At 39.0% G+C, this 24,533-nt stretch carries 32 protein-coding genes; 6 read left to right on the top strand and 26 right to left on the bottom strand.

Features of this window, described 5'->3' with window-relative positions; translation table 11 throughout:
- Positions 1-11: 11 nt before the first annotated feature.
- The 22 genes from rpsE to rpsL form a co-directional block, all read right to left on the bottom strand.
- Positions 12-536, bottom strand: a complete 525-nt coding sequence (rpsE, locus tag KIV10_RS00150) for a 30S ribosomal protein S5 (RefSeq protein WP_214111464.1) — start codon at positions 534-536, stop codon at positions 12-14.
- 8 nt (positions 537-544) lie between these two features.
- Positions 545-901: a 50S ribosomal protein L18 gene (gene rplR / locus KIV10_RS00155; protein ID WP_214111465.1), complete on the bottom strand. Its 357-nt coding sequence runs from the start codon at positions 899-901 to the stop codon at positions 545-547.
- An 11-nt stretch (positions 902-912) separates the two neighbouring features.
- Entirely contained in the window at positions 913-1,455 is a 543-nt protein-coding gene (gene rplF / locus KIV10_RS00160) for a 50S ribosomal protein L6 (RefSeq protein ID WP_214111466.1), read from the bottom strand.
- A gap of 15 nt (positions 1,456-1,470) precedes the next feature.
- A complete protein-coding gene (rpsH, locus tag KIV10_RS00165; protein ID WP_214111467.1) occupies positions 1,471-1,872 on the bottom strand; it encodes a 30S ribosomal protein S8 in 402 nt (133 codons plus the stop codon).
- A gap of 98 nt (positions 1,873-1,970) precedes the next feature.
- On the bottom strand, positions 1,971-2,240 hold the full coding sequence (gene rpsN / locus KIV10_RS00170) for a 30S ribosomal protein S14 (RefSeq protein ID WP_214111468.1): 270 nt from the start codon (positions 2,238-2,240) through the stop codon (positions 1,971-1,973).
- Between the two features lie 3 nt (positions 2,241-2,243).
- On the bottom strand, positions 2,244-2,795 hold the full coding sequence (gene rplE / locus KIV10_RS00175; protein WP_214111469.1) for a 50S ribosomal protein L5: 552 nt from the start codon (positions 2,793-2,795) through the stop codon (positions 2,244-2,246).
- A 2-nt stretch (positions 2,796-2,797) separates the two neighbouring features.
- Positions 2,798-3,112 carry a 50S ribosomal protein L24 gene (gene rplX, locus KIV10_RS00180; protein ID WP_214111470.1) on the bottom strand — a complete coding sequence of 105 codons (315 nt, stop codon included), beginning with the start codon at positions 3,110-3,112 and terminating at the stop codon, positions 2,798-2,800.
- 13 nt (positions 3,113-3,125) lie between these two features.
- Positions 3,126-3,494, bottom strand: a complete 369-nt coding sequence (gene rplN, locus KIV10_RS00185) for a 50S ribosomal protein L14 (RefSeq protein ID WP_214111471.1) — start codon at positions 3,492-3,494, stop codon at positions 3,126-3,128.
- Positions 3,495-3,496: 2 nt separating this feature from the next.
- Complete coding sequence (gene rpsQ / locus KIV10_RS00190) at positions 3,497-3,760, bottom strand: 30S ribosomal protein S17 (protein WP_154191843.1); 264 nt, start codon at positions 3,758-3,760, stop codon at positions 3,497-3,499.
- 15 nt (positions 3,761-3,775) lie between these two features.
- A complete protein-coding gene (gene rpmC, locus KIV10_RS00195; RefSeq protein WP_214111472.1) occupies positions 3,776-3,967 on the bottom strand; it encodes a 50S ribosomal protein L29 in 192 nt (63 codons plus the stop codon).
- An 11-nt stretch (positions 3,968-3,978) separates the two neighbouring features.
- Positions 3,979-4,398 carry a 50S ribosomal protein L16 gene (gene rplP / locus KIV10_RS00200; RefSeq protein ID WP_214111473.1) on the bottom strand — a complete coding sequence of 140 codons (420 nt, stop codon included), beginning with the start codon at positions 4,396-4,398 and terminating at the stop codon, positions 3,979-3,981.
- 20 nt (positions 4,399-4,418) lie between these two features.
- Positions 4,419-5,153 (bottom strand): 30S ribosomal protein S3, encoded by a 735-nt coding sequence (gene rpsC / locus KIV10_RS00205; protein WP_214111474.1) that lies wholly within the window; start codon positions 5,151-5,153, stop codon positions 4,419-4,421.
- Positions 5,154-5,156: 3 nt separating this feature from the next.
- On the bottom strand, positions 5,157-5,567 hold the full coding sequence (gene rplV, locus KIV10_RS00210) for a 50S ribosomal protein L22 (protein ID WP_214111475.1): 411 nt from the start codon (positions 5,565-5,567) through the stop codon (positions 5,157-5,159).
- 6 nt (positions 5,568-5,573) lie between these two features.
- Positions 5,574-5,852 (bottom strand): 30S ribosomal protein S19, encoded by a 279-nt coding sequence (rpsS, locus tag KIV10_RS00215; RefSeq protein ID WP_045079241.1) that lies wholly within the window; start codon positions 5,850-5,852, stop codon positions 5,574-5,576.
- Between the two features lie 3 nt (positions 5,853-5,855).
- Positions 5,856-6,680 (bottom strand): 50S ribosomal protein L2, encoded by an 825-nt coding sequence (rplB, locus tag KIV10_RS00220; RefSeq protein ID WP_214111476.1) that lies wholly within the window; start codon positions 6,678-6,680, stop codon positions 5,856-5,858.
- A 26-nt stretch (positions 6,681-6,706) separates the two neighbouring features.
- Positions 6,707-6,997 carry a 50S ribosomal protein L23 gene (gene rplW, locus KIV10_RS00225; protein ID WP_214111477.1) on the bottom strand — a complete coding sequence of 97 codons (291 nt, stop codon included), beginning with the start codon at positions 6,995-6,997 and terminating at the stop codon, positions 6,707-6,709.
- Between the two features lie 7 nt (positions 6,998-7,004).
- Positions 7,005-7,634, bottom strand: a complete 630-nt coding sequence (gene rplD, locus KIV10_RS00230; protein ID WP_214111478.1) for a 50S ribosomal protein L4 — start codon at positions 7,632-7,634, stop codon at positions 7,005-7,007.
- Positions 7,634-8,245, bottom strand: coding sequence for a 50S ribosomal protein L3 (rplC, locus tag KIV10_RS00235; RefSeq protein ID WP_214111479.1), 612 nt, complete (start codon positions 8,243-8,245; stop codon positions 7,634-7,636). Before rplC ends, rplD begins: the two co-directional genes overlap by 1 nt.
- A 206-nt stretch (positions 8,246-8,451) precedes the next feature.
- Positions 8,452-8,757 (bottom strand): 30S ribosomal protein S10, encoded by a 306-nt coding sequence (gene rpsJ / locus KIV10_RS00240; protein WP_010181931.1) that lies wholly within the window; start codon positions 8,755-8,757, stop codon positions 8,452-8,454.
- Between the two features lie 11 nt (positions 8,758-8,768).
- The gene (gene fusA, locus KIV10_RS00245) at positions 8,769-10,901 is read right to left on the bottom strand and encodes an elongation factor G (protein ID WP_214111480.1); all 2,133 of its coding nucleotides are present in this window, start codon (positions 10,899-10,901) and stop codon (positions 8,769-8,771) included.
- Positions 10,902-10,904: 3 nt separating this feature from the next.
- Positions 10,905-11,381 (bottom strand): 30S ribosomal protein S7, encoded by a 477-nt coding sequence (rpsG, locus tag KIV10_RS00250; protein ID WP_214111481.1) that lies wholly within the window; start codon positions 11,379-11,381, stop codon positions 10,905-10,907.
- Between the two features lie 23 nt (positions 11,382-11,404).
- A complete protein-coding gene (gene rpsL, locus KIV10_RS00255) occupies positions 11,405-11,779 on the bottom strand; it encodes a 30S ribosomal protein S12 (RefSeq protein WP_014782632.1) in 375 nt (124 codons plus the stop codon).
- A 137-nt stretch (positions 11,780-11,916) separates the two neighbouring features.
- Here rpsL and KIV10_RS00260 point away from each other — a divergent pair, with 137 nt between their 5' ends.
- From KIV10_RS00260 to rlmB, 5 genes are all read left to right on the top strand, one after another.
- Positions 11,917-13,665, top strand: coding sequence for a BamA/TamA family outer membrane protein (locus KIV10_RS00260; protein ID WP_214111482.1), 1,749 nt, complete (start codon positions 11,917-11,919; stop codon positions 13,663-13,665).
- 120 nt (positions 13,666-13,785) lie between these two features.
- Complete coding sequence (locus tag KIV10_RS00265; RefSeq protein ID WP_214111483.1) at positions 13,786-16,890, top strand: SusC/RagA family TonB-linked outer membrane protein; 3,105 nt, start codon at positions 13,786-13,788, stop codon at positions 16,888-16,890.
- 17 nt (positions 16,891-16,907) lie between these two features.
- Entirely contained in the window at positions 16,908-18,344 is a 1,437-nt protein-coding gene (locus KIV10_RS00270; protein ID WP_214111484.1) for a RagB/SusD family nutrient uptake outer membrane protein, read from the top strand.
- A 19-nt stretch (positions 18,345-18,363) separates the two neighbouring features.
- The gene (locus tag KIV10_RS00275; RefSeq protein WP_214111485.1) at positions 18,364-18,807 is read left to right on the top strand and encodes a hypothetical protein; all 444 of its coding nucleotides are present in this window, start codon (positions 18,364-18,366) and stop codon (positions 18,805-18,807) included.
- A gap of 67 nt (positions 18,808-18,874) precedes the next feature.
- Positions 18,875-19,615 carry a 23S rRNA (guanosine(2251)-2'-O)-methyltransferase RlmB gene (gene rlmB / locus KIV10_RS00280; protein WP_214111486.1) on the top strand — a complete coding sequence of 247 codons (741 nt, stop codon included), beginning with the start codon at positions 18,875-18,877 and terminating at the stop codon, positions 19,613-19,615.
- Here the strand turns inward: rlmB and KIV10_RS00285 are convergent.
- A complete protein-coding gene (locus tag KIV10_RS00285; RefSeq protein ID WP_214111487.1) occupies positions 19,610-20,389 on the bottom strand; it encodes a rhomboid family intramembrane serine protease in 780 nt (259 codons plus the stop codon). The two genes, rlmB and KIV10_RS00285, sit on opposite strands and share 6 nt — an antisense overlap.
- 92 nt (positions 20,390-20,481) lie before the next feature.
- Here KIV10_RS00285 and KIV10_RS00290 point away from each other — a divergent pair, with 92 nt between their 5' ends.
- Positions 20,482-21,759 carry a replication-associated recombination protein A gene (locus KIV10_RS00290; RefSeq protein WP_214111488.1) on the top strand — a complete coding sequence of 426 codons (1,278 nt, stop codon included), beginning with the start codon at positions 20,482-20,484 and terminating at the stop codon, positions 21,757-21,759.
- Here the strand turns inward: KIV10_RS00290 and KIV10_RS00295 are convergent.
- The 3 genes from KIV10_RS00295 to KIV10_RS00305 are packed head-to-tail and all read right to left on the bottom strand — an operon-like array spanning position 21,756 to position 24,503.
- Complete coding sequence (locus KIV10_RS00295) at positions 21,756-22,544, bottom strand: hypothetical protein (RefSeq protein ID WP_214111489.1); 789 nt, start codon at positions 22,542-22,544, stop codon at positions 21,756-21,758. The genes KIV10_RS00290 and KIV10_RS00295 overlap by 4 nt on opposite strands.
- Complete coding sequence (locus KIV10_RS00300) at positions 22,544-23,950, bottom strand: DUF5723 family protein (protein WP_214111490.1); 1,407 nt, start codon at positions 23,948-23,950, stop codon at positions 22,544-22,546. Before KIV10_RS00300 ends, KIV10_RS00295 begins: the two co-directional genes overlap by 1 nt.
- Positions 23,951-23,954: 4 nt before the next feature.
- Positions 23,955-24,503, bottom strand: a complete 549-nt coding sequence (locus KIV10_RS00305; protein ID WP_214111491.1) for a hypothetical protein — start codon at positions 24,501-24,503, stop codon at positions 23,955-23,957.
- Positions 24,504-24,533 lie beyond the last annotated feature (30 nt).

Genomic DNA, 24,533 nt, shown 5'->3' on the forward strand with positions numbered 1-24,533 from the left:
TGCTCTTGTATTTATCCTTTGAATACTTTTTCAAGTGAAATTCCTCTTTGATCAGCCACTGTTTGAGCGCTTCGCATTTGAAGTAATGCATCAAAAGTTGCCTTTACCACGTTGTGCGGGTTTGAAGAACCTTGAGATTTTGACAATACATCGTGAACTCCCACTGCTTCCAGTACCGCACGCACGGCTCCACCTGCAATAACACCGGTACCAGGCGCTGCTGGAATAAGGTTTACACGAGCTCCGCCGTATTTCCCTTTCTGTTCGTGAGGAAGGGTTACTTTATTCAATGGAATACGAACCAAGTTTTTCTTGGCATCTTCGATAGCTTTTGCGATTGCACTAGCAACATCTTTCGACTTTCCAAGACCCTGGCCTACCACGCCTTTTTCGTCACCAACAACTACAATAGCTGAAAATCCGAAGGCACGACCACCCTTGGTCACCTTGGTTACACGTTGTACACCTACCAAACGGTCTTTCAATTCTAGACCTCCCGGTTTTACTAATTCTACGTTCTTATAATCTTGATACATAATATTACTTAGAATTTAAGGCCACCTTCGCGTGCACCTTCAGCTAATGATTTTACTCTTCCGTGGTATAGATAACCGCCTCGGTCAAAAGCGATAGTGTCAATACCCGCTTTAATGGCTTTTTCGGCGATTGATTTCCCAACCATTTTGGCAGCTTCAACCTTATTTATGTTTGAAGCGTCAATGTCTTTATCTCTTGAAGATGCCGCAGTAATGGTTTTTCCATTTACATCGTCAATAATCTGAGCGTAAATTTCTTTGTTGCTACGGAAAACAGCCAAACGTGGACGACCTTCTGTTCCTCCCACCGTTTTTCTGATTCGTGAACGCAAACGCTCTCTTCTTTCGTATTTTGATAATGCCATAACTCTATTTGTTATGCAGATTTACCTGCTTTTCTTCTTAATTGTTCACCCACGAACTTGATACCTTTTCCTTTGTAAGGCTCTGGCTTGCGGAAGCTACGGATTTTTGCAGCTACTTGTCCTACCAATTGCTTGTCGTGAGATGTTAGTTTTACGATTGGATTCTTACCTTTATCTGATACTGTTTCCACTTTTACTTCAGGAGCAATATCCAAAATAATATTATGTGAAAATCCTAATGCAAGATCCAATTTTTGTCCTTGATTGCTGGCACGGTAACCCACACCTACAAGTTCCAATTCCTTGGTCCATCCTTTGTTTACACCTTCGATCATATTATTGATCAAAGCTCTGTAAAGACCGTGTTTTGCAATGTGGTCTTTAGAGTCTGACGGACGCTCTACCAGAACATTTCCATCTTCAACTTTTACGCTAACGTCAGAAAAATCCTGAGCCAGTTCGCCTAATTTTCCTTTCACGGTAATTACGTTGTCCTTTACATCAACTGTAACTCCTTGTGGGATTACTACCGGGTTTTTACCTATTCTTGACATTTCTTTGTCTATTTTTTAGTAAACGTAACACAATACTTCGCCACCTACATTCTGTGCTTTGGCCTGCTTGCCAGTCATTACTCCAGATGAAGTAGAGACAATAGCAATGCCTAAACCGTTCAAAACACGAGGAAGATCAGATGAACCTGCATATTTACGTAAACCTGGTTTACTTATTCTTTGAATTTTCTTGATTACCGATTCTTTGGTAAGCTTGTCATATTTCAACGCGATTTTGATGATACCTTGTGGGGTACTCTCATCGTCAAATTTGTAGCTTAAGATGTAACCTTGATCAAAAAGGATTTTTGTGATTTCCTTTTTAAGATTTGAAGCTGGAATCTCTACAACGCGATGTCCGGCTTTGGCAGCGTTTCTAACTCGCGTTAGATAATCTGAAATTGGATCTGTATTCATTTATTTGAATTTGCGGATGTGGTTTTCAAACTCCCACAATCTGGGAGCCCGAACCTTCAACCAATTAATACTATTTATTTTGAACAGAAAAACTGTTCTTACCAAGATGCTTTGCGCACTCCTGGAATTAACCCTGAATTTGCCATTTCACGGAACAATACGCGTGAAATACCAAAAGTTCTCATATACCCTCTTGGTCTTCCGGTAAGTTTGCAACGGTTGTGCAGACGTACGGGAGAGGCATTTTTTGGTAATTTTTGTAGACCTTCCCAATCTCCAGCTTCTTTCAAAGCTTTACGTTTGGCAGCATACTTCAATACCGTTTTTTGTCTCTTAACCTCGCGGGCCTTCATTGATTCTTTAGCCATCTCTTAGTTCTTTTTAAAGGGTAATCCCAATTCCTGTAATAGTGATTTTGCTTCCTTATCGGTATTTGCAGTGGTAATAAACGTAATGTTCATCCCTTCAATTTTCTTCACTTTATCGATATCGATTTCTGGGAAGATAATTTGCTCGGTAATTCCCAAAGAGTAGTTTCCCCTTCCGTCAAAACCGGTTGCTTTAATACCGTTGAAGTCACGTACTCGTGGCAGTGCAGATGTAATCAAGCGGTCCAAAAATTCATACATACGCTCTCCACGCAACGTAACTTTCACGCCAATCGGCATTCCTTTACGAAGTTTGAAGTTTGCAACGTCTTTTTTGGACATTGTTGGAACTGCTTTCTGCCCGGTTATTTTTCCAAACTCTTCAACAGAATAGTCTATAAGTTTTTTGTCTGCAACAGCTGCGCCCACACCGCGGGAAACAACAATGCGCTCCAATTTTGGTACCTGCATAACGTTTTTGTAACCAAACTCGTCTGTAAGTGAATTGATCACTCTGCTTTTGTACTCTTCTTTAAGTCTAGGTGTATAAGCCATAACTATATTGCTTGATTGGATTGTTTTGAAAACCGTACTTTCTTTCCATTTTCCATTTTATAACCTACACGTGTGGGTTTTCCAGATTTTGGGTCTACCAATGAAAGGTTTGAAATATGGATGGGAGCTTCTTTTTTAGCGATTCCGCCCTGTGGGTTTTTTGCGCTTGGCTTCTCGTGTTTTGAAACCATATTTACTCCCTCTACGATTGCTTTGTTTTTGTCAAGGAATACTTTCATTACTTTGCCTTCAGAGCCTTTGTGCTCTCCGGCAGTAACTACTACTGTATCGCCTGATTTTATTTTAAGCTTTGCCATTTTAGTTTTCATATTAAAGCACCTCTGGCGCCAATGATACTATTTTCATAAATTGTTTATCACGAAGCTCTCTTGCTACCGGTCCAAACACGCGTGTTCCCCTCATTTCGCCTTGGGCGTTCAAAAGTACACAAGCGTTATCGTCAAAACGGATGTAAGAACCGTCCGGTCTTCTTATCTCTTTCACGGTACGTACTACAACTGCTGTAGAAACTGCTCCTTTTTTAATGTTTCCATTAGGCGTGGCTTCTTTTACAGAAACTACAATCTTATCACCAATAGAAGCATATCTTCTTTTTGTTCCGCCCAATACACGGATGGTAAGTACTTCCTTAGCACCGGTATTGTCTGCGACTCTGAGTCTTGATTCTTGTTGTAACATAATTACTTCGCTCTTTCAATTATTTCTACTAATCTCCAACATTTGGTTTTGCTTAAGGGGCGTGTTTCCATAATCCTTACCGTATCGCCTTCGTTGCAGTTGTTTGTCTCGTCGTGCGCAACATACTTTTTGGTTTTTGTCACGAACTTTCCGTACATAGGGTGTTTTACTTTTTTAACCTCGCTAACCACAATGGACTTATCCATTTTGTTACTGGTTACTACGCCTATACGTTCTTTTCTTAAATTTCTTTTGATTTCTTCCATCTTTCAGCTGTACAATTATTGCACTTCTCTATTAGTTAGTTCCGTCGCTATTCTTGCTATCACCCTTCTTTGGGTTCTAAGTTGAATTGGATTTTCCAAAGGCGAAATAGTATGCGCCATTTTAAGATCTGTAAAAGCTTTTTTTGATTCAGCAAATGCTTCCTGAAGTTCAGCCGTAGATGCGTTTTTAATTTCTGATTGTTTCATCTTTCAAAAAATTATGCTTGGAAATCCCGAGACATTACAAATTTAGTTTTTACCGGAAGCTTTTGTGCTGCAAGGCGTAACGCTTCTTTAGCAGTTTCAACTGGAACGCCAGATACTTCGAAAAGCATTCTTCCCGGCTTTACCACAGCAGCATAATATTCAACGGCACCTTTTCCTTTACCCATACGTACCTCAAGAGGTTTTTTGGTGATGGGCTTATCTGGAAAAATCATGATCCAGATAGAACCTTCCCTTTTCATATAACGGGTAGCGGCAATACGCGCTGCTTCAATTTGTCTTGCTGTAAGAAATTCTGAGTCCAACGATTTAATACCGAAGGTTCCGTATGCCAACTGGTTGCCTCTTTCGGCATTACCCTTCATACGGCCTTTCATTTGCTTGCGGTACTTTGTTCTTTTAGGTTGTAACATTTTTTCTTCTTTTTAAAAAATTACTTTCTGCGACGTGCTTTGTTGCCACCACGTCCTCCAGCCGGAGCACCTTTTCCACCGCTCTTGGTTTTTCCGGTCGAAAGACCTACTAACGGGGAAAGCTCTCGCTTGCCATAAACTTCACCTTTCATAATCCATACTTTAACACCCAATCTACCGTAGGTAGTGTGTGCCTCAACTAAAGCGTAGTCAATGTCGGCTCTAAAAGTTGATAATGGGATACGACCTTCTTTATAGGATTCTGAACGCGCCATTTCAGCTCCGTTCAAACGTCCGGAAATCATAACTTTAATACCTTCAGCATTCATACGCATAGTCGCGGCAATAGCCATTTTTATAGCGCGACGGTATGAGATACGGCTTTCAATCTGGCGCGCAATACTAGCAGCTACCAAATATGCATCAAGCTCAGGTCTTTTGATCTCGTGAATGTTGATCTGTACCTCTTTATCTGTAATTTTCTTAAGCTCTTCTTTTAGCTTGTCTACTTCCTGTCCACCTTTACCGATAATAATACCGGGACGGGCAGTGGTTATAGTAACGGTTACAAGCTTAAGCGTACGCTCAATAATTACTCTACTCACACTAGCTTTGCTTAAACGGGCATGAATGTATTTTCTAATCTTGTCGTCTTCGGCAAGTTTGTCACCGTAGTCGTTACCTCCGTACCAGTTGGATTCCCAACCTCTAATGATACCTAGGCGATTCCCGATTGGATTTGTCTTTTGTCCCATTTATTAATTGCTTTGTGTGTTATCGTTAGCTGCCAATACCAGTGTTACGTGGTTGGAGCGCTTTCTTATTCTGTGTGCACGGCCTTGTGGCGCTGGGCGAAGTCTTTTCAACATTGTGCCACCGTCCACACGGATTTCCTTTACAAAAAGATCTGCATCTTCAACTGAAGCATCTTCATTTTTTTGTTGCCAGTTATTTATGGCAGACAAAAGTAGTTTCTCCAATTTACGTGAAGATTCCTTTGAACTAAACTTCAGAATATTAAGTGCTTTGTCTATTTTCTCACCACGCACCAAGTCTGCCATTAAACGCATTTTTCTTGGCGAGGTGGGGCAATTGTTCAGTTTAGCCATGTAAGTAGTCTTCTTGGCTTCCTTGATTGCTTCTGCTCTTTCTCTTTTACGAACTCCCATGGCCTATTATTTTTTTCCTTTATTTTTAGCACCCGAATGACCACGGAATGATCTTGTAGGTGAAAATTCTCCAAGTTTGTGCCCAACCATGTTTTCTGTTACATACACAGGAACAAATTGACGCCCATTGTGCACAGCGATGGTTTGGCCAACAAAATCTGGAGTAATCATTGAAGCACGTGACCAAGTTTTGATTACGGTCTTCTTATTATCCTCAACATTTTGTTGAACTTTTTTGTCTAGTTTATAATGAACGAACGGTCCTTTTTTTAACGATCTTGCCATAACTTATTTCTTTCTTCGTTCTAAGATATATTTATTACTTGCTTTCGTTTTAGAACGGGTTCTGTAACCTTTAGCAGGAATACCTTTTCTAGAACGTGGATGACCTCCCGAAGCGCGGCCCTCGCCACCACCCATTGGGTGATCAACAGGGTTCATAACTACTGGTCTTGTGCGTGGTCTTCTTCCTAACCATCTGCTTCTACCAGCCTTACCAGATACCAACAATTGGTGGTCACTGTTTGAAACAGCACCAATAGTTGCCATACAGTTTACCAAAATCAATCGGGTTTCACCTGAAGGAAGTTTTACGGTAGCATATTTTCCATCACGCGCCATAAGCTGAGCGAAAGCACCAGCACTACGCGCCATAATAGCCCCTTGACCGGGACGAAGCTCGATACAAGAAATAATAGTACCTAATGGAATAGCTGAAAGCGGCATTGCATTTCCAATTTCTGGAGCAACCGCCTCACCTGAAACGATGTTCTGATCAACTTGAAGTCCGTTTTGAGCAATTACATATCGCTTCTCACCATCTTGATAGTTTAAAAGTGCGATAAACGCTGTACGGTTAGGATCGTATTGAATACTGGCAACAGTAGCAGGAATTCCAGCCTTGTCACGCTTAAAATCGATAATTCGATATTTCTTTTTATGACCACCACCTATGTAGCGCATGGTCATTTTACCTTGACTGTTTCTACCTCCAGATTTTCTATTCGGAGCAAGTAACGACTTCTCCGGCTTATCGGTTGTAATGGCGTCAAAACCATTTACAACCCTAAAACGCTGACCTGGGGTGATTGGTTTTAATTTTCTTACTGACATTTGTGTCTAATTAAATCTAAGAACTCTTAGATGTTATTGTAAAAATCTATTGTATCACCTTCCGCCACCTGTACGATTGCTTTTTTGTAAGCATTCGTTTTACCAGTTTGGACACCTGTTTTTGTATAACGGGTTTTCCTATCAGGGCGGACATTCATTGTGCGAACTTTTTCTACAGAAACTCCATAAGTGGTTTCAACCGCTTTTTTGATTTCTACCTTATTCGCCTTAGGGTTCACTACAAAGCCAAAAACGTTTTTATCTTCAGCATCCTTGGTAGCTTTTTCCGTAATTATAGGTTTAATTAAGATGTTCATCTTGTTTCTATTTACTTAAGTTTGTTTGAATTCCTTCCAAAGAACCTTCAAACAGCACTACACTGTTTGCATTCATAATTTTATAAGTACTTAATTGCGAGTTAGTTATAACTTCAGTACCCTTCAAATTGCGAGAGGACAAATATACATTATTATTTAAGTCTCCCAACACAAATAAAGATTTTTTGTCATTAAGTCCTAAACTATTCAAAACCGCCGTAAAATTCTTGGTTTTTGGAGCGTCAAAATTCAGGTCTTCCATTACAAAAATGGCTTTATCATTCGCCTTCATCGATAGGGCAGATTTACGTGCCAAACGCTTCAGGTTTTTGTTCAATTTGAAGGAGTAGTTACGCGGACGAGGTCCAAACATTCTACCACCACCTTTAAATACACCAGACTTGATGCTGCCCGCACGCGCAGTACCAGTTCCTTTTTGTTTCTTTATCTTTCTGGTAGAACCAGCAATCTCGGCACGTTCTTTTGCTTTGTGAGTTCCTTGACGCTGATTGGCAAGGTATTGTTTCACATCAAGATAAACCGCGTGATTGTTAGGCTCTATCCCGAACACATCTGCAGAAAGTTCAACTTTCCGACCCGTGTCTTTTCCGTTTATGTCTAATACAGCTACCTTCATTATTTCTCGATCATTACATAAGAATTTTTATGGCCGGGAACTGCTCCTTTAACCACAAGTAGATTCTTTTCAGGAACTACTTTCAAAACTCTTAAATTTTCAACTTTTACTCTTTCGTTCCCCATTTGGCCCGCCATACGCATTCCTTTGAATACTCTCGCAGGATATGATGCAGCTCCAATGGAACCTGGTGCGCGCAAACGATTGTGCTGACCGTGTGTGGACTGGCCAACACCGCCAAAACCGTGACGCTTTACAACCCCTTGGAAACCTTTACCCTTAGATGTACCCGCAATATCCACGAATTCACCTTCGATAAAATGCTCCACAGTAATTGTGTCACCTAATTTGTAACTTTCTTCAAATCCCTTGAATTCGGCGACTTTGCGTTTTGCAACGGTTCCTGCTTTCTTGGCGTGCCCTTCGGCCGCTTTAGTTACAGTCTTCTTGTCATCGAAACCAAGTTGAAGAGCTTCGTACCCGTCAACCTCTTTGGTTCTGACTTGGGTAACAACACAGGGGCCGCACTCGATAACGGTACACGGAATGTTCTTTCCGTTGTCGTCAAAGATGCTGGTCATCCCTATCTTTCTTCCAATTAACCCAGACATATTTATTTATTTATTTAGAATTATGAATTTAGAATGCAGAATCCAGTTTCTACACTTCCGCCTTCGATTATTTTTATTTATTATTTCAAAAGAAACGGGATCAAAATAAATTCAATCCCGAATGTTATTTTGCTTCCGTTTTTCCACAACCATCGTTGAGGACATTTTTGCTAATTCAGAATCAAAAATTCTGAATTTTGAATTCACTATACTTTGATCTCTACCTCTACTCCGCTTGGAAGCTCCAATTTCATTAAAGCATCAATTGTTTTTGAAGAAGAACTGTAGATATCCAAGAGTCTTTTGTATGAACTCAATTGGAATTGCTCACGGCTCTTCTTGTTTACGTGCGGAGAACGCAATACGGTAAAGATTTTTTTATGTGTTGGTAAAGGAATTGGCCCTGTAACTACAGCTCCGGTACTCTTTACGGTCTTAACGATTTTTTCAGCAGATTTGTCCACCAAATTGTGATCGTAAGATTTTAGCTTTATTCTTATTTTTTGACTCATTGCTGAAATTATTATACGTTAGCGGTTCCTTTTGCTGCTGCTATCACACTTTCTGAAATGTTTGAAGGTGTTTCTGCGTAGTGTGAAAACTCCATAGTTGAAGTAGCTCTACCTGAGGACAATGTTCTTAAAGTTGTAACATATCCAAACATTTCGGACAGTGGCACTTCACCTTTTATAACTTTCGCACCGGCACGGTCACTCATATTATTGATAGTTCCGCGACGACGGTTAAGGTCACCTACAATATCCCCCATGTTTTCCTCTGGAGTAAGCACTTCAAGCTTCATAATAGGCTCAAGGATTACAGCACCAGCTTTTTTGGCAACTTCTTTAAACCCGATTTTTGCAGCGAGTTCAAAAGAAAGCGCATCAGAATCCACAGGGTGGAAAGATCCATCCTTAAGAGTTACTTTCATGCTATCTACTTCAAAACCAGCAAGCGGTCCGTTAACCATTGCTTGTTTGAATCCTTTCTCAACAGCTGGGATAAATTCTTTTGGAACGTTACCACCTTTAACCTCGTTTACGAATTCAAGACCAATCTTTCCTTCTTCAGCAGGTTCAAGCGTAAATACAATGTCCGCAAATTTACCACGACCACCCGACTGCTTTTTGTAAACCTCTCTATGATCTGCAGCTTTTGTAACGGCTTCCTTGTACTCCACCTGAGGCTGGCCTTGGTTAACTTCCACTTTAAATTCGCGACGCAAACGGTCCACGATAATATCTAAGTGAAGCTCGCCCATACCAGAAATGATGGTTTGTCCAGAAGCCTCATCCGTACGTACTTGGAAGGTTGGATCCTCTTCGGCAAGTTTTGCCAAAGCCATACCCAGTTTATCAACATCAGCTTTTGTTTTTGGCTCAACAGCAATACCGATAACCGGATCAGGGAAATTCATACTTTCCAAGATTATCGGGTGCTTTTCAGCTGAAAGGGTATCGCCCGTTTTAATATCTTTAAAACCTACTGCAGCTCCAATATCTCCAGCTTCAATATATTCAATTGCATTTTGCTTGTTCGCATGCATTTGGTATATACGTGAAATACGTTCTTTATTACCACTGCGATTATTAAGAATATAGGACCCAGCATCAAGTCTACCGGAATATGCACGGAAGAATGCCAAACGCCCTACATATGGATCTGTAGCGATTTTGAATGCCAAGGCCGCAAAAGGAGCAGTAACATCCGGCTTACGGATTTCTTCTTTTTCAGTATCAGGATTAATGCCCACAATCCCTTCTTTATCAGTTGGAGCTGGCAAATAACGGCAAACAGCATCTAAAAGAAACTGAACACCTTTATTCTTAAATGAAGAACCACAAATCATTGGTATAATGGACATATCCATTACAGCAGCACGAAGTGCGGCATGCACTTCCTCTTCAGTAATAGAGTCTTCATCCTCCATATATTTTTCAAGCAAATTTTCATCATACGCAGCAACTTCTTCAATAAGTTTACCACGTAAAACTTTAGCTTCAGCTTTTAATTCTTCAGGAATTTCCACCACATCGAAAGTTGAACCGAATGAATCATCATGCCAGATTACAGCACGGTTCTTCACCAAATCCACAATTCCTTTGAAATCAGCCTCATCACCAATATTCAATACAATTGGAACTGCGTTTGACTTCAACATATCCTTAACCTGTTGACAAACGGCCATAAAGTTTGCACCTTGACGATCCATTTTGTTAACGAAACCAATACGTGGCACTTTATAGTTATCAGCAAGCCTCCAGTTAGTTTCTGATTGTGGCTCAACACCATCAACAGCACTGAAAAGGAATACCAAACCATCAAGAACTCGCAGCGAGCGGTTTACCTCTACGGTAAAATCCACGTGGCCAGGAGTATCAATAATGTTAAAATGGTAATCTTTAGTTTCAGGCAGAGGCTGTGCATTTTCCAATGGGAACTTCCAGGTACAAGTAGTTGCAGCTGAAGTAATGGTAATACCACGCTCCTGCTCCTGCTCCATCCAGTCCATGGTTGCAGCACCATCGTGAACCTCACCAATTTTATGGCTTACCCCGGTATAAAACAGGATACGCTCTGTAGTTGTAGTCTTCCCGGCATCAATATGCGCGGCAATCCCGATATTTCTTGTGTACTTTAAATCTCTTTGTGCCATTTTTTAGAATCTGAAATGTGAGAATGCCTTATTAGCTTCTGCCATTTTGTGAGTATCCATACGCTTTTTCACCGCGGCGCCTTCTTCTTTGGCAGCTGCAAGAATTTCACCGGCAAGTTTTGCCGCCATGGATTTCTCGTTTCTTTTTCTTGAATAGGTAATCAGCCATTTCATTGCGGTCGCAATTTTACGGTCTGGGCGTATTTGCATAGGAATTTGGAAGGTTGCCCCACCAACTCTACGGCTACGCACCTCTACGTGAGGCATAATATTGGAAAGTGCATCTTTCCAAAGTTCCAATGAAGTTTTTTCATCGTTTTGCTTCTTCTCTTCCACAATGTCAATAGCATCGTAGAAAACCTTGAAAGCCACACTTTTTTTACCGTCCCACATCATGTTGTTTACAAAACGTGTAACCAACTGGTCGTTAAACCGCGGATCCGGCAACAGGGGTCTTTTTTTCGCTGCTCTTTTTCTCATGTCTTCTTCTTAAAGTTTTTAGATTACTTCTTAGGGCGTTTTGCACCATACTTAGATCTACGTTGCGTGCGGCCTGCAACACCTGCGGTGTCCAATGCGCCACGTACAATGTGATACCTAACTCCTGGCAAATCTTTTACCCTTCCACCTCTAACCAATACTATCGAGTGCTCTTGGAGATTGTGACCTTCGCCCGGGATGTATGCGTTTACTTCCTTACCATTTGTAAGTCTTACCCTAGCAACTTTACGCATTGCAGAGTTAGGCTTTTTAGGCGTAGTAGTATATACACGCGTACAAACACCACGACGTTGCGGGCACGAATCCAAAGCAACCGATTTACTCTTCTTGGTTATTTTGGTTCTTCCTTTACGTACTAATTGTGAAATTGTTGGCATATAAAATATGTATTGTTACTGTTTAAAAATAAAACACCCCTATTTTTAGGGGATGCAAATGTAGAAATATTTTCCAACTAATCAAACCTTACCCAATTAATTTTCAGCATACTTTGATAATTTTTCATTTTCGAAATATGAAAGCTTCAGATGAAACGTTAGTTTTACACTGTAAAAGAAAATTCCGCTTGCGAAAAAAACACTTATTTTTTTTATTCCTATATATAGGTATAAGTTTCTTCGTAAAAATCCATGCGCAAGAAATCATACTTTCGCTGAAAGCTGAAAAACCTATTGCCGAAGGACTTAAAGATTCTTTGCTTCGGAAATCTACTTTCAAAGATGTAACATCGCTCCAAATAGAAACAGATACTATTTTTCAAACATTGCAGCGACTGGGATATATTGAAAGTGAATTGTTAGAACTTCAAAAAATAAATGATAGCAATTATACAGCTAACTTTTTCTTCGGAAGAAGATACAGAAATATAAGAGTCTATTATTCAAAAGAAGATTTCACGAGCAAAAATCTGCAGCGCATTTCTTCTGAAATTGAAGGAGAGTTTTTTATACTTCCATTTGAGAGCATTCCCTCTTCCTTGAGAAAACTTACGGCAATAAGAAATCAGGTGGGAAATGCATTCGCGAGGGTTCGCCTTTCGGGTATTGAAAAAGATGGAGAAGGCAATTTGTCAGCTTCATTGATTGTGGACAATGGCAATGTGAGAACTATAGATTCCATCATAGTGAAGGGGTATGAAAAATTTCCCCGCTCATTTTTAAAATACTATGCTGGGGTTCGCAAAGGAAAGATCTTTAACCAGAAAAAGCTTGTTGCCCAAAATGAAAATTTGAACAGTTTGGGTTTTGCGACCTCTCTGAAACCTCCCGAGGCCTTATTCAGAAAAGATTCAACCACGGTTTATTTTTATTTGGAAAAGCAGAATAATAATCTTTTTGATGGAATTATAGGGTTTGCCACAAATGAAGAAACACAAAAATTGGAATTTAACGGATATTTGAATTTAGAACTGAACAACAATTTAAATTACGGGGAGCAACTTTTGCTTAATTACAAAGCAGATGGCCAAGAGCAAGTAAATTTCAGAGTACGGGCAACGCTACCCTATCTTTTTGCAACTCCATTTGGGCTTAGTGCCGAGCTAAAGATTTTTAAGAGGGATAGCACATTTGTAACGACCGAGCAGCAAATAAGAACAACGTATCAAATTAATCCAACTTCAAACGTATATGTGGGATATAAAACCTATGATTCTAGCAACTTGCTTGACCAAGCTATCGCCGGCAATGCGGTAGAAGATTTTACTTCACGCTTTTTTTTGGCTGGTGCAAGTTTTTTAAAACCTCAAAACAAAAGGCTTTTTCCCGTAAAAACGTACGTGCTATTAGATACCGGTTTTGGAACCCGGGAACGGGATTCAATTTCGGAAAATCAGGTTCGGATAGAAACTGTAGCCCACAATATTTTCAATTTAAACTATAAAAATTCGATTTTTATTCAGAACACCACAAGCATACTTTTCAGCGAAAACTATTTAATTAATGAATTATTTAGGTTTGGGGGTATAAACAGTATCCGCGGGTTTAACGAAAATAGTATTGATGCGTCCCTTTTTTCGGTGCTGAATACAGAATATCGATATCAATTCAATGAAGGCGTATACATCCATAGCATTATTGATTTAGGTTACTTTGAAAACGAGATATTATCGATTAAACAGAAATTATATAGTGCTGGTCTGGGATTGGGATTACAGACCAAGGCAGGTATATTCAAATTCAATGTTGCCAATGGAAATACTGAGGGTCAGGACTTCAGCTTTTCCAATACAAAAATCCACATAAGCATATCTTCTCGATTCTGACAAAAATTCACATATAATTGGCATCTGAGTGAAATAAAAGCTAAAATTTGCTTGTAAATAGTTGTGTAATTAACTTTTTATTTTGATTTTTGCCGTTGGCTAATTCAAATAATTTATAAAATGAAAACAAAGTTTAGTGGAATTTTAACGCTGTTACTAGCGTTGGTTGTGCAGCTTACCTTCGCACAGCAAAAAACAATTACAGGTACGGTGACGGACGATACTGGTCTGCCATTGCCGGGTGCAAACGTAATTATTAAAGGAACAAGTACTGGAACACAAACAGACTTTGATGGTAATTATACCATTTCTGCTAGTGCTACCCAGACTCTTACCTTTAGTTATGTTGGGTTTGAAACAAAGGAAGTAAGAGTAGGAGCGCAGAGTACGATAAGTATTCAGTTAAATCCAGGTTCTGCTCTTGAAGAGGTGGTTGTAACTGGATATTCAACTAGAAATCAGACCGTTCAAACTTCTGCAGTTGTTTCGATTTCAGCATCTGAAATTTCTCAATTGGCACCAACCACAAGTATTGATAATATGCTTCAAGGTAAAGCTGCTGGGGTTCAAGTTACTTCAGCGAATGGTAAACCAGGACAAGGAGCATTCGTTCGTATTAGGGGTGTAGGGTCCCTTACTGCTGGTGCCGCATCGCCATTATATATTGTCGATGGTGCCCCTATCCGTGAACAGGATCTATCTAATATTCCGAATGAAGATATAGAAAATATCTCCATATTAAAAGATGCTGCAACAACTGCACGTTATGGATCTCGTGGATCAAATGGAGTTGTGGTTATTACTACAAAGAGCGGAAATAGAAATAGAGATGCTGTAATAAGATTTAGCTCAAGGTATGGAGTCACTTCAAGAATTGAGCCTAACTTCACGATGATGAACGCCGCTCAAAAGCTTCAATATGAATCAGAACTATATGCGCTAGGTATCACCACAGCCAGTACCCTTCCTGGCGTAACAACTGAACCGGGTAGTCCAGAGAGACAATTTTTGTTGGACAATGCAGTTGATTGGCAAGATTTAATATTAAAAGAGGGTGTAGTGCAAAATAATAGTGTTTCTATTTCTGGTGGTGGAGAAAAAATGGATTATTATTTCTCCTTAACCAATGATAGAAATACTGGTATTATTGATAACATTCAAGGATTTGAAAGAACAGGTACTCGTTTAAATGTTAATTTCGACGCAAAAGAATGGCTGAGTTTGGGTGTGAATGTTGGTTATTCAAGATCTTTTAGCGATGAACCGAGAGATCGTAATAATGCTCAAAACCCATTCAGAGCAATGCTTGATTATAACAGCTACGAGCCAGAGTTTGTTCTGGATGAAGATGGAAATATAGTACTTGATGAGAATGGCGATCCCGTTTACAATCCAACTCGATCAGGATTCCCTGTAAGAGGTGCGCTATTAACTGAACCCGCGGAAGAATTTGAAAACACTACTTTAGGAAGTTTGGATGCGGTTGTTAAATTTTCAAAGAATTGGAGTTATGGATTTAATGCTAGTGTAAACTGGCAAGCTGCACGATCTGAATCATATTCACAGCCAGGAGGAATTCTTCAGGACATTTTAGCTCCAAATGGCCCTCAAGGTAACAAGAGAGATAGACAAGTTCATAGAGTAGATCTTACGCTTAGCAATAGATTAAATTACAATCTGCGCACTGAAGATCACAACTTAGATATTTTAGGTCTTTATGAGTATAATATGAATGAGTTCAATATCACACAACTGAGAAAATTAGGATTTCCTTCTGCCGCATTAACTACTCAAGTTCATGCTTCAGGCTTTGATACAAATGATCAAAATTATACTTTAAGAAATAGATTGACCTTATTATCGTATGGTCTTTTTGCTGAATATGATTTTAAAGAAAAATACCTTGTTGGAGCAAGTGTTCGTACTGACGCATCTTCTAATTTTGGTGCAGATAACCAATATGGAGTATTTTACAGTGGAAGTTTGGGATGGAATATTGCGAAAGAGGATTTCTTTGCAGTTGACGAGATAGACCTTCTAAAACTACGTGTAGCTTATGGTACGGTTGGTAACAGAAATGGTATTAATAGATACGCTTCACAAGCAGTTAATGTTTACAATCCATATCCAGTTAGCGACTCGGGGGATTCTGGTAATGCCTCAATTCCTGATCGAGTTGCAAATCCAATTATTAAATGGGAAACTACAACAACAGGTAACGTAGGTTTAGAATTTAATCTTTTTAACAATCGTCTTCGTGGGGTTACGGATTATTTTATCCGTAATACGGATGATCTACTTTTTGTTATTCCTACAGCAGATGAGCAAGGTATTATTAGCCAAGGTGGAGTTCAAGGACTAGAAGGTAACCTTGGAGAGATTCAAAACAAAGGTCTGGAAGTAGCAATCCAAGGGGATATTTTCAGAAGCCCTGATTTTACTTGGACATTAGGAGGAAATATTCTTTTTCTTGACACTGAAATCGTTGAGCTTCCTAACGGTCAGGATGTCACTCCTAATGCTTTTAATATTAGATACAGTGAAGGCAGAAAGATCAATGAGCATTTTTTAATCAGATATGCAGGTGTTGATCCTGCAACTGGAAGATCACAATTCTATGGTGCAGATGGTAACATATATTTTGCGAATGAACTTCCAGAGGGTGAAAATAGAGTTTTCCAAGGAAAATCAACTATAGCTGATAAGGAAGGTGGTTTCTTTACCAATTTTAATTATAAAGGTTTTGGATTGAGAGCTGATTTTGTTTTCAAATACGGAAACTGGATAAATAACATTGTTAAACAACAGAGAATAAATGAAGGTGAATTTATTGATGATAATCAAGCAATTGATGCATTTAACTATTGGCAAAATCCGGGAGATACGGGCGTTCTACCAAGCCCAATATATACTTTAGACGATACGGCAATAACTAGTCAGTCTGATAGATTTCTGGAAAGAGGTGATTATATCAGAATGAGGAATGTTACTCTTTCCTATAGTTTTCCTAATGAATTGTTGGAAAAATCTCCAATAAATTCTTTAAGAGTGTATCTTCAAGGTCAAAATCTCCTAACTTTTACCAAGTTCTGGGGCGATCCTGAAGTTGGTTTATCATCTGGTGAAACTATACCATTTGCAGACGTTGTTGCACCGGGAGAAGTCACACTTTATAGTTATCCAAATACGAAATCTGTACAAGTGGGCTTGGATGTAAGTTTCTAATTTTAAAAAAAATAAAAATGAAAAAAATATTTTATAATACAGCACTTTTATTAATATCAATAGGAGTACTTTCTTCTTGTGAAAGCGAGTTGGATCAAGTTCCTTTTGACGAAGCCCCACAAGATCAAGTTTATCAAACTATCGATGATTTTGAAAACGCTACATTAGGTATATATGAGACTCTGACATTACCTACACTCTATGGTGGAAGTGATGCAGGTGGTATGCTAGATGCACCAGATGTTCTGTCTGACAATGTTACTTTTGCACAGCGTGGAAGAGGTACTAGGTTTACACTCCACAACTTTTTATACTTCCCCGCAGATGAAGTTCTCGGGGGACTTTATGCACGATCGTATGAAATGATTTATCGAGCGAACCTTATGTTATCATACGCCGAGCAATTTCAGGGAGACCCAGAAGATATCTCAAATTTTGTGGCAGAAGCAAAGGCTTTGAGAGCTTTAGGTCACTTGAATGTTGTGAGTTTCTTTGGAAAAATACCCACGCAATCCTCTGATGCAAATGGAAGTTTAGGAATTGCTTATGTTACGAGTCCGGACTTCGAATTGCTACCTGCTCGTGAAACAGTTGGTGATGTTTATAACAAAATTGTTGCGGATTTAACTGAAGCACTTGCCGATATTAACCCAGATAATGGTGTAGCTAGATTTGATACTGAAGTAGTTGCGCTCTTACTTTCTAGGACATATTTATACATGGGGCAGTGGCAAAATGCAATTGATGCAGCAGATATGGTTACAAGTTCAATAGCTCCCAGAGATGAAGTTAACGACGTATGGATTGATGAAAGTAGAGCGGGATTATTATTCTATATACCAAATACTCAAGACGGTTTGGGGGTGACTCAAGGTGTAACTTGGAGCCAAGGAGGAAGATTTGCACTTATACCCGAATATGTAGTATCACTTGAATTATATCAACTATACCAAAATGATGACATTAGAAAAATGGCATATACATTAAATGCATCTAATGGACAACTTCAATTTAACGCTATAAAAAAAGCTTTTGGTAGAACTGTTGGAATAACTGGTCAAGTAGATTTTAAATTATTTCGTGTAGCTGAGGCCAATTTAAATAAAGCAGAGGCATATTATAATCTAGGAAACGAAAGTTCAGCTAGAACTGAACTTGATATTGTTCGCACGAATAGATATACTTCGCCACCAAGCGGAGAGACAGGAGTGGCCTTACGTGATGCAATTCGTCTTGAGCGAAGACTAGAATTCGCTTTTGAATCACAGAGGTTTTTTGATATTAAAAGATGGGGACTTCCAGTTTCAAGAGAAGCATTCGGAGATTTAGCTGACGGTTCAGGAACTCCTTCGGTAACATTATCTTTACCTGCTGGAAATTTTAGATTTCAATTACCGATTCCACAATCTACTATAGATAAAAATCCAAATTTAGTTCAAAACCCTGGCTATTAACATTTAAAAAATATCAAAAATGAAAAATATTAAATTCGCAATAATATTATTTGCAGTAGCTATTTTAAATCAGTCTTGTGAGACCTACGATGATTACAATACTGATAGACCTACTAATATTGGGTTTGTTACTACAGAAATTGCCCTTGTTTCTTTATCTGAAGGACAGTCTCAAACTAGACCGGCAAATGTATATATTAACAATGTTGCTGATGTCGATCGAACTTTCAATGTAGTTGTTTATAACGAATTCAATTCTACAACAACTTCTCCCGAAAATTATAGTTTTGACTCAACAGTTTTAATTCCAGCTGGGTCTCACGATGGGACAATTAACATCACCATTACTGATGTAAGTTTAACCCCCGAAACTACTGAATTTTTGACATTGGCTATTGAAGAGAATCCAGACTACGTTTCAGGAGGAAGAGTAACAGTTAGCTTACAGAATAGACTACCTTAATATAAAAATTGTTTAATCTCAAACACCCCTTCTCCAAGGGGTGTTTTTTTATTACTAACTTTATCCAATGAAAAATCAAGATGCAATAATTTTTGGGATATACCCTATAAAAGAAGCACTCTCGTCAAACGTTATTTTTGATAAGGTTTATGTTCAAAAAGGAATTAGTAGCGATAAAATAGATAGTTTAGTAAAAGACTTAGAGAACAAAAATGTTCCATTGAGCTACGTGCCTATGGAGAAGCTAAACAGGCTAACCCGCGGCAACCATCAAGGCATTATCGCACAAACCTCTCCAGTTACATTTCAAACTTTGGAAGAAGTGGTTGAAAAAGTTTTGGCTTCACCCAAAACTCCTCTCTTTCTCATCCTAGATCAAATAAGTGATGTACGGAATTTTGGCGCAATTTTAAGAACAGCAGAATGCACAGGTGTTGATGCTGTTATAATTCAAAAAACCGGAGGCGCTCCCGTTACAGGTGATACTGTTAAAACTTCAGCTGGTGCAATTTTCAAAATTCCCATTTGTAAGGTAGATCACATAAAAGATGCAATATTTTACTTGCAGGGTTCCGGGATTACCACCATAGCAGCAACTGAAAAAACAAGCATTAATATATACAAAACAGATTTTACAGGACCATTAGGAATAGTGATGGGTTCTGAAGGAAAAGGAGTTTCAAATTCAGTATTAAATCTTGTTGATGGCAAGGCTTCTCTACCTCTTTTGGGTGAAATAAATTCCCTAAACGTTTCGGTAGCTTGCGGAGCGTTTTTATATGAAGTTGTTAGGCAGCGTACCTCATAAATTGTCTCTTGCCTCAGTATTCTTTTTCACAGTATAAATAACTCTAACGGTTCTTGGCGGTGTTGGAGTATCATCTACATCATCTAATCCAGAATTTGGATTGATTACTTTTGGCGTTTCAATAAAATTTCCATCTTCATCGAACTGCTTCATAAATTCATCCTCTTCTGGCCTGTAGCCCTCACGCTCCCATTCATATTTTTTCTCTTTAATAAAATTTCCTTTGAATATGAAAGAGAATGCAAAACCCACAAAAAAGCCAGACAGATGTCCTTCCCAAGAAATTTTAGGATCTACCGGAAACACATACCATAATAAACTACCATACAAAAAGACAACTACAAAAGAAAGGGCTGTAAGTTGATATTGTTTTGAAAATATACCTTTAAAAAAATGAAAGGATGCCAACATATAGACAACACCGCTTGCACCAATGTGGTTAGCAGGTCTTCCTATAAGCCAAGTTGCGAATCCTGTAATTAGTAGACCATAAAAAACAATTTTCCAACGAATATTTCTATAAAAATAAAATAGCGCAGTACCTAAGACAAAAAGCGGAACCGAATTATTAAATAAGTGTTTTAGATCTCCGTGGATGAATGGCCCTAAAAATATTCCACGCAATCCCTCAAATTTTCGTGGATATATACCAAAGGAATTAAAATTCCAACCAAATCTGCTTTCAGCCCAGAAGACAAGCCATAAAGCCATCACGAAGAGCAATGGATACCCAAACACTGAAGGAGAAAAGCGCAAAGATTCGGTTTTATTCATATTAATTTGGAAAGGCAAAAAACAATCCGCACTTATAATTTCTGACAAAATATCAGTGATTTACTTTCTTGAAAATTGTAATTTTAACCGCTATGAATTCACCCCTCGCAGAACGAATCCGTCCAAAAAATCTTTCTGAATATTTGAGCCAACAGCATTTGGTGGGCCCACAAGGTTCATTAACTTCACAATTGAATAGTGGAATGCTAGGCTCCATGATTCTGTGGGGCCCTCCCGGAACTGGTAAAACCACTCTGGCAAATATAATTGCAAATGAAAGCGGAAGACCATTCTATATATTAAGCGCGGTAGACAGCGGCGTTGCGGCCGTGCGTGAGGTAATAGAAAAGGCAAAAAAAAGCGATACACTTTTCAGTACAAAAAACCCGATACTTTTTATTGATGAAATTCACCGCTTCAGCAAATCGCAACAAGATTCGTTATTGGGCGCTGTTGAAAAGGGATGGGTTACTTTAATTGGTGCAACAACCGAAAATCCAAGTTTTGAGGTTATTCCCGCATTGTTGTCAAGATGCCAGGTGTATGTTCTCAAACCGTTCACTCGAGAAGATTTGGATTCGCTTTTGAAAAGGGCAATCAAGGAAGATAAAATTCTTTCAAAAAAGAAAATCACATTGAAAGAAATTGAAGCCTTGATACGCCTTTCGGGCGGTGATGCCAGAAAACTTCTCAATATTCTTGAATTGGTAGTTCTTTCCGTAAAAGAGGAAAAGGTAAAAATCACGAATGATTTGGTGATGCAAAAAGTTCAAAAGAATACTGTGCTTTATGACAAAACGGGTGAGCAGCATTATGATATTATTTCGGCATTTATAAAATCCATGCGCGGAAGCGACCCAAATGCAGCCGTTTATTGGCTCGCTAGGATGATAGAAGGCGGCGAGGATATTAAATTTATTGCACGGAGGATGGTTATCCTAGCCTCGGAAGATATTGGCAATGCAAATCCAAATGCGCTTCTTCTCGCAAATAGTACTTTTCAGGCCGTCACTACCATTGGATATCCCGAAGCGCGGATTATTTTAAGCCAATGTGCAATTTATTTGGCCACTTCACCTAAAAGCAATGCATCGTACAACGCAATTGGTGAGGCCCAACGCGTGGTTAGGCAAACAGGAGATTTACCTGTACCGCTCTCCATTAGGAATGCTCCCACCAAACTTATGAAAGAGCTTGGTTATGGAAAGGAATATGAATATGCCCATAATTATGAAGGCAATTTCGTCGCGCACGAATTTCTACCGGAGGAAATTAAGGGAACTACTTTCTATAAACCGGGCAACAATCCCAAAGAAAACTCCCTTAAAAATTATTTAAAGCAATTATGGAAAGATAAATATGATTTTTAATCTTGAATTTTATAAACCATTGAGACATTTCCATCGGTAATCGTCATATTTTGCGAAGCATCAAAACTGACATTAAAGGTTTTACCAGTTGTATCTAAATATTTCAAAATTTCACCCAAGACAATAATTTTACCTTTCAGCAAAAGCCCGTCCGGAGCATTTTTAGACTCTTCATATAACGAATATCCTTCAGTCGTTTTTCGCAATAAATACGAATTATTTGAATACACATACTTGCTGAATTTTCCACTGGGTAAAATTTTGGAGGGACTATTTCTTGAAGGCGAATTCTCCGAAATATTTTGGTCTAATTGAATTTCAGGAGTCTCCGCAATATTTTCCGATTTTTTAAAAAGCTGGACATCTTTTTGCTTGACATTGAGACTGCTCAAATTTTCGAGCGTCTTCCGAAGCGCATCTTGATATGTCTTTTCAAAATCTTTGTATTTACTTTTCCCTTCTGGGCTTCTGTAGATTTCAGCACCGTTACAATCCTTCAATACCAACTGCAATTTTGTGCCAAAAAAACCGCCCAATTCCTCAACATTAGCGTAAAGGCCTTCACACCTATCCGCATTTGGAATTTCACTTTCAAAATAGGGATTGAAGCCGTTTTTTTCTAAATAGAATTTCGTCATTGAATTGAGTTGGTATTGATCCTTTCCTTTCACGAATTCAAATTGCTCTGGCACAACCACAAAGCTGTAATCACTCAAATTTTTATTCTGTGCCAGCGAAATCATTGAGATCATCAAAAAATAAATAAAAAGGGAAAAACGTACCATCATTCGTCGATTATAATATTAAAACCTACTTGTAAAGATACGCTATTTGCTTTGGCGAGATTGCCATATTTCAATAGATTATCCGCCGCCAGATACATTCCAAATTTTCCAATGCTACCCGTTACGCCCAAACCAATGTTTGAATATGAATAGGAATCTACTGTATAGGTTGCCTTTGCAGATAGAAAATCACCAAATTTTCGATGATAAAATAGTGTGCCAGCCATCTGTGGCCCTTTTGGCCTGATAATGCTGAAATATTGAATCCCCACCGTTTGTTGATGGTCATCGCTTTTATTATGAAAACAATCACACGCATCTCCTCGAGACTTTCCAAATCCGTATCCCAATGACGCGTAGAACTTTACGGGACGCATCTGCGTATAACCAGTATTCAGTGTATCGATTGGAATTTCACGCTCTATCTCTTCTTCAAGATTATTGTAATAGGGAAAGGTATTCTCGCCAGCACTTAGCGGCGGAAAAATAAGTTCGATTCCATCCAGCGTGTAACTGCCGTAAGCCCGGTAGGTTTCCACATCATTCGAATGAAAAATAGTGCCGAAATCCAAAATACTTGCGCTTGCTGTCCATTTTTCATTTATATCATACGTAGCACCAATATCCAAACCAAGACCAAAATTTCCACCGAAGAATGCTCGCCCCAACATCTCGCTGGCTATATTCACATCATTTTCATCATCCCGAAGCGAAGCATATCCTGAGGTTTGAAGCGTAACGTCAGCATTAGTAATGGTGTGCTCATAAATATTTTCCGAATTTTCATCTCCCAAAGTTGTTACAAATGTTCCCTGGTTATCCACACTTTTGAAATTGAACATACTCGAGTACAATTTCACCCTAATTCCGGCGGTCAATTTATCAGTTAATTGCTTGTTAGCGCCAAAATGATACACGGTAAGCAAGTCGCCCGTGGTATTCAATTCACCCAAATCAAATTCATACCCCAGATAATCTCGATTTCCTTCCCATCCCAAAATTGCCAAATCACGAGGAAAATAACTTATGAAATCAAATTCTTGATAAATACCACCCGAAAAATAGATTCCATTTTTGGCACGCCAACCTAGATTGAAAATCTCCAATTGCTGGGTCGCGGTAAAGAAATCTGTATTTTTCATTTCGAAAATCTTATCTCGAATTCTAGTATTTATATCAACGGAGCTTTCACCGAAGATATCAAAAACTGTTACTCCGGAAGAACCAATATTGAGATGGATTTGCGATAGTAATGGAATTCCAAAATGAGCCCGTTGCGAAACCTTGCCGCCGGGATTTAGCATCAACGACTGCGGAATTTCATCAAAACCATACAGAATTTGCTTGTTTTGACAAATGGCCACCGCGCCCAAAAGGGACAGAATACAAGTGAATAAAATTTTCATCGTATTAGTATTCCAAAAAATAAGTTGTTTTGGACTTCAAATTAAGCTCCCCGCTTACATTTACGGTTGAGGATGGAACCGTAACGCTAACCACAACCTTATCTGCAGAAGTAAGTTGAAGTATTTGCTCGCCCTCCACATTTTCAATAAATTCAGTGATTACGGGAGAGCTAACGGAACCTTCATTTACCACAGTTTGTGTGGTATATGTGGTATCGTTGGCTTCGCTTAAAAATTGAAAATCTACTTCAAAACTTCGCGGAATGCTATTTGTAAATTTGAAATAAAATTCAGCCCGGGCCAAGTTTTCCTGAAGAAATGAACCGTCCAGAAATTCAATTTCAGTAGTATCTGTAACGGTCAACCGCGGATTGCCAGTAACAGTATCCACAAAATCTGAAGCGCGAAGGTTGAAATATATGAGGTCCAGCTCGACCACCGGTGAAAGAACAATATCGTCAGCTTGGTCAAAATCTGTATCTTTTACACAGGCCGAAAAAAAGAGGCAGCAAAGTGCCACAAATATGAAAAACTTGAGGTTAATCTTAATCATTGGGGATAATTTACTTAAAATAAACGTGCT

Origin of the sequence: Aequorivita echinoideorum, from assembly GCF_018476645.1 — a bacterium.
Taxonomy (GTDB): domain Bacteria; phylum Bacteroidota; class Bacteroidia; order Flavobacteriales; family Flavobacteriaceae; genus Aequorivita; species Aequorivita echinoideorum.